The following is a 9,799-nucleotide window of genomic DNA, read 5'->3' as shown; positions in this document are numbered from 1 at the left end:
CGCTCTTTTGCGTGGCGCCCTATCCTCGCCCGTGACAACAGTGCGATGGTTAGCTTGCCAGAGCCATCGCACCGACGGACATGCGCTTACGCGATCTCAATCGCAAATAGGGGATAGCGCCTCGTCGCTTGCTGGCAACGCTCGCTCGGCAGCGGCTGCCTTTCGCGTCTCAATAATGTATCGACGTACCTTACCGAGCATTTGGCTCTGTCGACGAATCGCCTCGAACTCATTTTCGAATAGCATCGCCAAGTCGATTTCCCACTCTTTGGCTCGAACACGGCGAAACGCAGCGGCAGAGTAACGCATGGACTTGCCCCGCGGCAGGTATTGCAAGGCGGGCTGTCGCCGAGTGTCGTTGCCAGAACGGTAGCGCGGTTGCCAATACTTCGCGCGAAACCATTCGATCTGTACTGAGCCGTTGCGTAGGCGCACTCTCACGCCGATAAAGCCCCATTCATGTTTCGGCCGTAATTTATGGTTCCGGTGATGTGCCTCCCAGAACGCTTCGGCCGCCGCGAATGCGCGCTCGTAGAGAAACTGAGCGCCCTTGAGCGCCCCTTCGTAGGCTTGGTCGAGCCCCTGTTCTAGCTTGTCTTCTGTGTCGTTCACTATTTCGCCTCGATCGTGTAGCGGTGCCCTGCCCACTTCACTATCAAGTGGGGCGTTGGGCCAGATATCCTTCCTGCGCACGCGCACGCGGAAGTAAAGGGTATTTGGAGTAAGAACCCCTTTATGAAGGAGATATTTCGGGTGCCTGCCAGGTTCCGGTTCTGACTCCGTTTTTACTGCCTATTTAAATGGCACCCAATTACGTAAAGGGTGAAAGGTTCAGTTAACCATTTACGAATAAGGGGTTATTGCTTGCTTCGACCTCCTTCATAATGGATTAGCCATTTCAGATATCTTGCCGTCCGGGCAAATAGTCGCGAGGGCGCAAAGTTCCGATTTTCGTAACTTTTCGACTTTTCAAGGCGGCAACGTTTCCGCTCGCGCAGCGAATACCGCTATGTACCTTGGGTGTAACGGTTCGCAGACCTCGCGTATCCGCGAGTGCGAAATAGAGGACACTGGGGATGTAATCCCCCTTACGTAACGGGCGCTCTTAAGCGCGTACTTCTAAGTTCGTTGGAACGGGCTGGTTACATAGGCAGACCCGTTACGCCGTTCGACAAGCGTTCGAGGTTAAGACGCGAACGCGTAAACCCGGCAACGGCCTGCCCAAAACGTATCTTGCTTCGGCACAGAACTAGACGCGTGAACCCACGAGGGCCCCGATCGGGCCCCGGCCGGGGCCCGATTGGGGCCTTTTGCGTTTAGCGTGGTTCGAATCGGCCGTCTTAGGGGCCCAACTGGGCCCCTGCCGGGGCCCAGTCGGGCACTACCGGCGCTTATTCGATATGAGGAACAGCCCGCGAGCTATGGCGAGGATTAGAAGCGCAGTCGCTTACTAATCGGTGGACTCGAAGCCTTGGCGACTGAGGCGTGCCGACGCGCTGTAAGGAAAGTAACGCTATCAGGGATTGGACGCGCCGCTACTAAGCTTGCCGACCCCAAAAACCCGAGACACAGCAGTGCGCCGGATCGATCTTCTGCTAGCGTCCAGGTCGGGACTTACAATCGGCAAAGCGTGAATGCTTCGAAGACTGATCTTTGCGCAAACGTTCCTGCTGTTCCTCGCGCTTGGAAATCACTGAGATATACAGAACTCCAAGGCCCAGAAGAACGGCAATGAGCTGGATCGCCAGGATCACATAACTCGCCATAGCAGGTCTCCGCGACGTACTTCGATAGTTGAGAGTAGCAAACCCGCGAAGCGATAGATGGGGCCTGCCCCTGCTCATCGAGTATTACTACCGCCCTCGGTCAACCATATGGCTCTTTATGCCTTGGGTACCGTCAGCGCAGGCTGTTAGAGCGCTCGAAGCCCAGAAATACGCAGATGCAGAATCGCCTCTTCGGCGTCATCCCGCCACGTTTCTAGCACCGGTTCGACGAATGGCTCTGGGGCGCTTACGGCTGTCTCTGACAAACCGGAAATTCTGTAGAAGCGTAATCGTGGCGTTAGCCCTATTTAAATTGCGTACCGGCTGCTGCGCGCACTACAACTAGTACTACCACCGCGCGACTGAGTTGCCTGACCGTGTCGCCGACCGGCACAGTTCTTCCATGCTTCGCCGGATCTCCAACGCCCTTGTAACGACCGCACTCGCCTTTATCCTGGCTGTGCTCGGCTTCTTCGTGCTCGTGGCCTGCGTCCTGCCCGTGGCCGCACATATCGAAGCGGGATTGCGGGGTCAATTCGATGTGGAGTGTCGCGACATGACTGAGGCGGCACTGCGATCGCATATCGTGCGCCACCTCAAGCAGCATGACCCTAGCGCCGAGGTCGCTTCGCTAGAGCTCGTTGGTGAGCCGCGCTACGACCAATCAGACAAGACGGTCGATTTCCTCGCTGTAGCGTTCGATACAAACCGGGCTCAGCAAACCGCGATGGTGGGATGCTTTGGGAATGTCGAAATCAGCGTACGGTGATTTGCTGGCAGTCGACGACATAGGCTTGAAAACACCTCGCCGATACAGGGATTGAAAGTGCTCTGCCGCTCGGTGTCGCTGTAATTAAAAGCGCGACGCCGTGCTTCCATGATCACGGCGCGATAGAGGCGTCCGATTCGCCACTTAGGCCAGTATCCCTCGAAGTGTTGCTCGCTGCGTGCCATCACGCGCGCGCCCTTGCAGAACGGCTCACGACAGCGCCAGTGATAGTGGTCGGCCGAGGCATCCTCGAGCACCAGCGGTTCCTGGCACTCCGGGCACGCCGGTCTGGGATCAGCGTGGGCTGAGCTGCACATGGGTATCACTCGTGGCGATCATGGCCTTCATACGCCGAACGCCGCCCTACTCGGCCCACGGATTGATTACGGGCACCCCGGCAGCCGCGAACGGTTCGATGTCGCGCGTGGCCACGCTGAAACCGTGCGTCGCGGCAATCGCGGCGATCTGACCATCAGCCATAGGCAATACACGGCCGCTGGCCCTGACCGTTGCGCTCATCTGAGCGAACACCTCGGCCTCCCGCTGGTCGAACGGCAAAATGCGCTGGTCGAACAGCGCCCGTAACAAACGGGTCAGGCCATGCCGCAGATCATTCTGGCGTTGCCCTACCGACATCTGCTCCACCCCCGCCAACAGTTCAGCGAGGTTGACGACCGTAAGGTAGAGCGTCTCGGGCGCCTGGCGATCCAGCCACTGCGTTACCAGCGGGTTCGCCTGGGGCTTCATGGGTTCTGAGACGACGTCGGTATCGAGAATGATCACTCGAACGTCGCTGGCTCGAGGGGTGAATCATCGCGGTTTGTTGGCAACTCCACGCCGCCCATTTCCCGGCCGAACTCGGCGAGCGCTGTCCCGAGGCGCGTCTTCGGGCGCACGGCACTTTCGAGAATGGCGCGCAGTTCAGCTTCCATGCTGCGGCCGTGCTTAGCAGCACGCACCTTGAGCGCACGGTGGGTTTCTTCGGAAAGGTTGCGAATGGTGACGGCTGACACTACTAGCATTCCTGTGCATTGCTTGCAGTGCAAGCATAATCCATTAACCGCTAGCGCGTGCTGGATGCCGATCAAGCACTGAATCGCGCCACTGGTCGCTCACAGGGCGCTGCCATGCTCCAGACGTCCCAGCAGATCCTCAACGGCTTCCAGGCCGGCGCTGTTCTGCATCGCGACTGTCATCGGTGCCTGGTCGTCGAGCAAGGGGTGTTTACGCTCGAGGAAGGCCCGGGCGGTTTCATCGTCCTGGTAGACACGAACCGCGGCCGTCCAGGCTCGCGCGACGCGATACGCCTTCTCGCTGTCGTGAGGATTCAGGGGTTGCCGCATCTTGCGCCGGCGCTGAAGCGTGGGCCGCGCGACAATGCGATACACGAACCCCTTGTCTTCGGGTGCCACGGCGCGTTGCAGGCGCATGAGCGTGTTCACCGGGAACCCGCGCTGTATGCGCTCAGCCATGAGCAGCACGGATGAGCGTTCGGAGTGTTCGAGTCCGAGGACGCGTTCAACGGCAGTGACGTCTTCCATAGAAAGGCTACAAACGTAATGCGTTCACATAAAGCTATATGATCGCTCGAACGAGCGCACGGCGACGGGATCTTGCTGTGCGCATCCCTCGGCCACCGTACGGGTAGCGTTGACTCAGGCACGCAGAGCGAGCGGAATAGACACGTTCACGGTCGATCTAGCAAGGAACTCGATTCATGCGGGATAGCGATGATCTGCGGCAGTACCTGGGCGTTCCAGCCGAGATAGGCCCGCGCCTGGATAACGAGGAGCTGCGAGCGATCTACCAGGGGGCGTTGTCGCGCCTCGACACGAAGTTCAATGCCCGCCAGCCCGCTAGCGCACTACTCGAGGAGTTCGTGGGCGATGAGCGCGATGTCGCGATCGTGAAGCTGGTCGAGCATTTGTTCGCTCCAGAACGAGATCCGCTGCCGGCGTGGCTGGAACTGCCGTCGACTCAAGATTAGCGGTCTGAACAGGACAACGCGCCGCCATTGCCGCTTTTCGTCGCCCGTTGTCGCGCTTTCAGGTTGGATCACCAGTAGAGTCGGCTTTATCAACGCGCATACCGGCCACGCCTCGCGCGGCGGGTAAAGGGCTAGCGCTGCATACAATCCCACTCCTAAAGCGGGGGTTGCCATCGTGGTCTTGCAGGGGCTCAAACGCGGTGTGCCTGGCGAACTTCAGCGCCTGCTCTGCGTCTTCGATGGCCGCGAAGAAATGTGCAGCTGCGGCAGGGTCGTCGGAGGCGAGCCACTGACGCATCTCATGTATTCGTTCGGCGGCTGTATCAAGAACCTCGCCCAGAGCGAGACCCGTCAATTCTTTTTGTCGCTTAGTCATCGCCCGTACCCGATGGTTTCAGCATCATGCCCGCGCATAGCCGCGTTCCGGGAAGCTTAGCTGAGTGTTCGCAATACGGGTATGCCCGTTGGTGGGCCATTAAGTTGTGAACAATTTGGGTGGCTAGTTAGATTTCTCGTTCGACCCAATGCTGCAACTTCTGGCGGGCGGCGCGTTTCGCCATCCTCTTCGTGTTGATCGCGACCGGTCGCAGTAGCTGGTTGTCGTCGCCTCGAACGAGGAACTTGCGCTGCGCGCCGATAATCCCGCCTTCGGGGCCATAGCTGGCGATGACGGTGATCTTGAAGTTGTTCACGTCGAGGTCGCGTAGCAGCTGCGACTCGTCGGCGCTCAATTCCTTGTGCCGCTCTGCCGTCTGGCGAAGCAATGAGCGGAAGGTGCCGAGATTGATCTGCTCACCCGGGCGTAGCGGGCCCTGCAGGGTAATTTCCTGCGGCCGGTCCTCGCTATCTTTCGGCTTCGCATTGTCGAAGTCGGTCACCGACTCGGTATATTCGTTATCGCTAGCTCGAATGGTCAGATTGATGCTGTGAATATAGATCGGCTCCTGACTCATGTTGCTGATCAGGCACACCGAATCGACCTGTTGCCCCCACCCCTGATTGATCAGGATTCGTGCCTGGCGCTGGCGACGAAAACCGGCATAGAGCAGGTGCGCATAGAACAGCCACACGCCGAGCGTACCGACGCTGGCAAAGAAGGATAGCGCTTGCGCGTTCTGGTTAATCCACTGCCACATGGAGGATAGCAATCTTCAGGCTGATCGCAGGCGCACACGCCGGCGAATTAAACATAAAAAACTGCCGCGCCAGCGGTAGCCGGCGCGGCAGCCTGTCGTACCGGAACTACATCTGTTCCTTCTGGGCACGCGCGCCTTCACGCGCCTTGCCGAGCGAGGGTTCCTGACCCAGCGGCTCGGGCTCCTGCTTCATCGAGTATTCGCTACGCCCGTCCAGCGACGGCCCCTGGCTCCAGCGGCCTTCCGGGGCCTGCTTGTCCAGCAGGGTGTTGAGGTAGTAGTAGGAATGCTCCTTGGCTTCGTGATCATCGGGGGTCGAGTTCGGAATCGGCAGCTGTTCTTCCATGCCGCCGAGCTCCTCGATGATCGCCAGCCACTGCTGCTGGTGATAGGTATCCCGGGCGATCAGGAACGACAGGAAGTCCTTCATGCCCTTGTCGTCGGTCCAGTTGTAGAGCCGCGAGGCGAGCACCCGACCGCCGGCCTCGGCTGCCACGTTGCACATCATGTCCGCCCCGATGTTGCCGGTGGCATAGACATGGCTCATGTCGAACGGCACGCCGTTGGCGTTGACCGGCATCGCCGACAGGCCCGAGGAAAGCAGATGCCGCGGGTTCATGCCGCCGAGAATGGCGTTGATGACCGGGTCCTTGGCGGATTCCTCCTGATAGGACAGCGGCGCTCCTTCAAGATTGAGCGCGACCGCATGGCCGAGCATCTCGATATGCGACAGCTCTTCGGTGGCCGTGGACATCAGCAGATCGCGAATTCGATCGTCGCCGCGGGCGCCCATGGCCTGGAAGAAATACTGCATGGCCACGCGGATCTCGCCCTCGACACCGCCGATCGCCTGCTGGAGCAGCATGGCGAACTGCGGGTCGGGCTTGTCCACCTTGACCGGGTACTGAAGCTTGGAGGAGTGACGGAACATAGTGAGTCCTCGGTATTTGAAAGGAAGAGTTGCACAGCGAAAGTGACGCGTGAGGTACTACGCGCGCTCTTTCATCCACTGTTTGTGACGCGCCTCGTCTGCCATGGCTTCCTCGAGCTTGGCGCGGAGTCGATCGTCGATATCGGTACGCGCACTGGCCGTGCGATAGGCAGCTTCGGTTTCCACCTCGTTCGTCGCCATCGCCGTGAGAATCGCGGAATCGCCACCGATGTTGGCGAACTTGACCTTGCCTTGAGTCAACAGACTCTTCGGGCCGCTACCCGTAGGCACGTCGCCGCCCATATCGCGCAGATGAGGTGTCAAATCGCTTATATGGCGTTCGTGATCCTTGCGGAACGACGCCAGGGCTTCCTTTGCCCGCGTGTCCTCGAGCCGCTCGATCGCCGCGTCGTATGCGTCGATCGCGTCATAATCGAGCCGAATCAGATCCCAAAGCAGATCGGTGAGATCGCCTTCATGACCGACTAAAGTAACCATGCGATTGCCGTTGCATCGAAATAGAGCCGCTCACGATGCACGCGAGTTCGGGGTTCGAATATCAGGGTTCCTACGGTCAGTAGATTGCCGCTAGTGAGAGTTTAGGAGTAGTGCTAAGAGCGGCCAGCGGTAGGTCGCGGTCTGCTAACGGCAGGAATCGACCCATAGCAGCCATTCGTCGCAAAGACCGCCTTATGGCTGGCTGTTTTGCTGCCCGTTATATGACGTTGATAGCACGCTAACTAAGTGGCCCTAGTCGCCACGGCTACTACTGGCCTAGGGACAACAGAATCTCGTGCTACGTAGTTGCGGAATCAGTTCGTAGTAACAGTACGCGTAAATGATTTGCTACTTCCTGAACACACTCCAAAAGCACATGCCACCCAGCGTGATAAAAACGAAGCCGACGATATCGTGGTGTCCGCCGAAGCTAACGGCTCCGAATCGCGAAGAATAGTAGCCGCCCTCAAAAAAGATCAGGGTGCCGAAGATAACCAATACTGTGCCTAAATATAGGAAAAACAGATTATCTGATTTTTTATTCATCGGTTCTGAAAATACAAGCAGCCTTTATCATCGCCGCACTGACGATCGTCTGATGGCGACCCAAAGCGGTCATGGATGGAAGGGCATATCAACGTCAGTGAATCGCCCCGGGCTTCCCGGAGGCTCGTGGGTTTGAGTCACGCTGCCTCGGCGGACTCGGAAAGTGTGGCATAGAACTCTTCTTCAGCCTCGGCCGGCGGGATGTCGCCGATGGGGCCGAGAAGGCGTTGACGGTTGAACCAGTCGACCCAGCCCATGGTGGCGAATTCCACCGCCTCAAGATGGCGCCACGGTCCGCTGCGACGGATGACCTCGGTCTTGAACAGCCCGATTACCGTCTCGGCCAACGCGTTGTCGTACGCGCTGCCGACGCGATCAGCGCCCTGGAAGCGATACGGCTATGCAAGCGCTGGCTTCGCAGGTGACGGCCTCGTTCGGACGCCGTTCCTCGCGTGGAGCGCGAAAAGCGCCAAGGCTATCTCAACAGCCCCAGCCAGAATTGAGCCTTCAACAGTCGACCATCCTGCATACCGGCGCGGATTTCATCGACGATGCTTTGAGTCTTATCTAGACCTTGCTGCGCAGCGTCACCGCTCGCGTGATCGACGGTATACGGCTCAAGTACCACTTCCTCGGAGTAATGGACCTCGTAGGCGTTGGCACCATTCGACGTATGGGTCTGAAACTTTGAAGGCAGCCCGGTCGTCTGCGCTTGGTCACTATCGGAAAATTTCGTCACCATGGCTTCGAGAAAGTCGAAATCGGTCGTATGGTTAAAGTCGTAGCCTGGATCAAGATGGAATTCGAGAAACCCAAGGTCGAAGCGGGTCGAGTTCAGTGCATCGCTGTTTTTAATGCGTTCAGCCGTCGCGGCATCCGCTTCGATAAAACTGAAGGTCTTCTGATGGCCTTCCGAATCGAACCGGTTACCGTTGTTGGCGTTGGCTACAATTCTGCCGTTGTCTTTACGTCGATAGTCCGCCAGGTCGTATGCCACGCTATCCACGTAATTCAGATCGGCGCCTTGCGAATCGGCATACGCGTACATATCCGAAAGCATGCTGCGGTCATCGGCTGTTAGAAACAGATGGCGATTCTTGAATAAGTCAGTACCCATCCCGTTGCCCGAAAGCATGTCCGGCTTGGCGTTAGGATCGTCTGTCGCAAAAAGACGCGACAACATGATTGAGCGCCCTTTAAGGGCGACTGACGTGCTGCTTTCAGTCGACTTCTGAGCGTGCTCGATGCGACCGGAGGATTGACTCCCGGCCGCATCGAGCGCTTTAGAGTTTCCCTTACGTTGCGCCGCGTTCGAAGCATCAATATTTAGAGAAGACTGTACGGCTTTCATCATGATCTCTACAAATTCTATTAACGCGCAACGCCCAGCGATTACTCGATTTCGTACACAAGCGTGACGGAATCCTCGCCTTCGGGGTATATAAACGTATCCGTTGCTTGGTCAGTACCGTGGACGATTGAGACCTGTACGCCGTCTTCGAATCGTAGATCGTTGAAGTCAGTACTCGTACCGTTGCTATTTGGGGCGATGTCGACACACCGAGCCGGTTCTGCTTGATAAGGTTCGTAGAAGCATAGATCGACGACCTCTGCGGTTGCCTCGGGATAGTAGGTTGTGTCCCAGTCGATAGCAGTGAGTGTCTTCTGATCGAGCGACGTGCCGCTATGAAAATCCAAAGCACTGACGTAAAAGTTCGCCATGCTTTGGCCGCCCGTGCTTAGTACAAGCATCGACCCCGGACTCATGGATTCGGAAATCGTGTTCGCCGCAAAGGCCGGGCCTGAAACAAGGCTCGCGATCGCTAGTGCTGCAAACGATTTACGCATTCTTATTCTCCCTCCGTGAATTTTCGCAAGGAGGAGCTAGTAATGTAGCTTCCCCCTATCGGTTGTATCGACTAATCGCAGGCCGGCTTTAACTAGCGGAGGGATAGCGGTCGCGCTACCGCTCGAGCCCCTGATCTTTGCCGACCTTGTTTTCCGGCTTCGTTTTCCGGCTTCCGGCTCGCCGCCGACCATCCCCCGCTATTGAGTAGCAGCCCAATCTCGAGGCATAGCAACCTAGGCGAATCGATGGTCGCAAGGTCCGCTTTTGGCCCAGGCTGTGTGAAAACGCGTGAGTTAGCGTACTTTTCCCCATCAGCT

Annotated in this window: 11 protein-coding genes and 1 pseudogene; 2 read left to right on the top strand and 10 right to left on the bottom strand. The window is 57.9% G+C overall.

Going from position 1 to position 9,799, the window contains the following annotated elements:
- Positions 1-96: 96 nt before the first annotated feature.
- The gene (gene mobI, locus SADO_RS12440) at positions 97-612 is read right to left on the bottom strand and encodes a conjugative transfer protein MobI(A/C) (protein ID WP_353111858.1); all 516 of its coding nucleotides are present in this window, start codon (positions 610-612) and stop codon (positions 97-99) included.
- A 1,557-nt stretch (positions 613-2,169) separates the two neighbouring features.
- Between mobI and SADO_RS12435 the strand changes: the two genes are divergently transcribed.
- Entirely contained in the window at positions 2,170-2,535 is a 366-nt protein-coding gene (locus tag SADO_RS12435; RefSeq protein WP_353111856.1) for a hypothetical protein, read from the top strand.
- 363 nt (positions 2,536-2,898) lie between these two features.
- Here the strand turns inward: SADO_RS12435 and SADO_RS12430 are convergent, their stop codons facing one another.
- The 3 genes from SADO_RS12430 to SADO_RS12420 all read right to left on the bottom strand — a co-directional run bounded on the left by SADO_RS12430 (position 2,899) and on the right by SADO_RS12420 (position 4,076).
- Positions 2,899-3,318 (bottom strand): type II toxin-antitoxin system VapC family toxin, encoded by a 420-nt coding sequence (locus SADO_RS12430; protein ID WP_353111854.1) that lies wholly within the window; start codon positions 3,316-3,318, stop codon positions 2,899-2,901.
- Entirely contained in the window at positions 3,315-3,548 is a 234-nt protein-coding gene (locus SADO_RS12425) for a FitA-like ribbon-helix-helix domain-containing protein (RefSeq protein WP_353111852.1), read from the bottom strand. Before SADO_RS12425 ends, SADO_RS12430 begins: the two co-directional genes overlap by 4 nt.
- Before the next feature lie 99 nt (positions 3,549-3,647).
- On the bottom strand, positions 3,648-4,076 hold the full coding sequence (locus SADO_RS12420) for an Xre family toxin-antitoxin system antitoxin (protein WP_353111850.1): 429 nt from the start codon (positions 4,074-4,076) through the stop codon (positions 3,648-3,650).
- Between the two features lie 176 nt (positions 4,077-4,252).
- Here SADO_RS12420 and SADO_RS12415 point away from each other — a divergent pair, with 176 nt between their 5' ends.
- Positions 4,253-4,522, top strand: a complete 270-nt coding sequence (locus SADO_RS12415) for a hypothetical protein (protein ID WP_353111848.1) — start codon at positions 4,253-4,255, stop codon at positions 4,520-4,522.
- Positions 4,523-5,025: 503 nt separating this feature from the next.
- Here SADO_RS12415 and SADO_RS12410 read toward each other — a convergent pair.
- From SADO_RS12410 to SADO_RS12385, 6 genes and pseudogenes are all read right to left on the bottom strand, one after another.
- Positions 5,026-5,658 carry a hypothetical protein gene (locus SADO_RS12410; RefSeq protein WP_353111846.1) on the bottom strand — a complete coding sequence of 211 codons (633 nt, stop codon included), beginning with the start codon at positions 5,656-5,658 and terminating at the stop codon, positions 5,026-5,028.
- A gap of 106 nt (positions 5,659-5,764) precedes the next feature.
- The gene (locus SADO_RS12405) at positions 5,765-6,589 is read right to left on the bottom strand and encodes a manganese catalase family protein (RefSeq protein WP_293624180.1); all 825 of its coding nucleotides are present in this window, start codon (positions 6,587-6,589) and stop codon (positions 5,765-5,767) included.
- A gap of 57 nt (positions 6,590-6,646) precedes the next feature.
- Positions 6,647-7,087 (bottom strand): DUF2383 domain-containing protein, encoded by a 441-nt coding sequence (locus SADO_RS12400; protein WP_353111843.1) that lies wholly within the window; start codon positions 7,085-7,087, stop codon positions 6,647-6,649.
- Positions 7,088-7,770: 683 nt separating this feature from the next.
- Positions 7,771-8,004, bottom strand: a pseudogene (locus SADO_RS12395) (integrase core domain-containing protein); the annotation flags it as partial.
- Between the two features lie 104 nt (positions 8,005-8,108).
- On the bottom strand, positions 8,109-8,987 hold the full coding sequence (locus tag SADO_RS12390; RefSeq protein ID WP_353111841.1) for a hypothetical protein: 879 nt from the start codon (positions 8,985-8,987) through the stop codon (positions 8,109-8,111).
- Positions 8,988-9,025: 38 nt separating this feature from the next.
- Entirely contained in the window at positions 9,026-9,481 is a 456-nt protein-coding gene (locus tag SADO_RS12385) for a hypothetical protein (RefSeq protein WP_353111839.1), read from the bottom strand.
- Between the last annotated feature and the right edge of the window lie 318 nt (positions 9,482-9,799).

The sequence above is a fragment of the Salinisphaera dokdonensis CL-ES53 genome, from assembly GCF_040361215.1.
In the GTDB taxonomy this organism is placed as follows: domain Bacteria; phylum Pseudomonadota; class Gammaproteobacteria; order Nevskiales; family Salinisphaeraceae; genus Salinisphaera; species Salinisphaera dokdonensis.
The sequence above is the reverse complement of the archived record's forward strand: the minus strand, read 5'-3'. Positions and strand labels throughout refer to the sequence as shown.

Bases quoted from the DNA above. Each gene is read 5' to 3' on its own strand.
- SADO_RS12420 (WP_353111850.1), bottom strand. From the start codon at position 4,076: ATGGAAGACGTCACTGCCGTTGAACGCGTCCTCGGACTCGAACACTCC.
- SADO_RS12410 (WP_353111846.1), bottom strand. From the start codon at position 5,658: ATGTGGCAGTGGATTAACCAGAACGCGCAAGCGCTATCCTTCTTTGCC.
- SADO_RS12435 (WP_353111856.1), top strand. From the start codon at position 2,170: ATGCTTCGCCGGATCTCCAACGCCCTTGTAACGACCGCACTCGCCTTT.
- SADO_RS12390 (WP_353111841.1), bottom strand. From the start codon at position 8,987: ATGATGAAAGCCGTACAGTCTTCTCTAAATATTGATGCTTCGAACGCG.
- SADO_RS12415 (WP_353111848.1), top strand. From the start codon at position 4,253: ATGCGGGATAGCGATGATCTGCGGCAGTACCTGGGCGTTCCAGCCGAG.
- SADO_RS12385 (WP_353111839.1), bottom strand. From the start codon at position 9,481: ATGCGTAAATCGTTTGCAGCACTAGCGATCGCGAGCCTTGTTTCAGGC.
- SADO_RS12400 (WP_353111843.1), bottom strand. From the start codon at position 7,087: ATGGTTACTTTAGTCGGTCATGAAGGCGATCTCACCGATCTGCTTTGG.
- SADO_RS12405 (WP_293624180.1), bottom strand. From the start codon at position 6,589: ATGTTCCGTCACTCCTCCAAGCTTCAGTACCCGGTCAAGGTGGACAAG.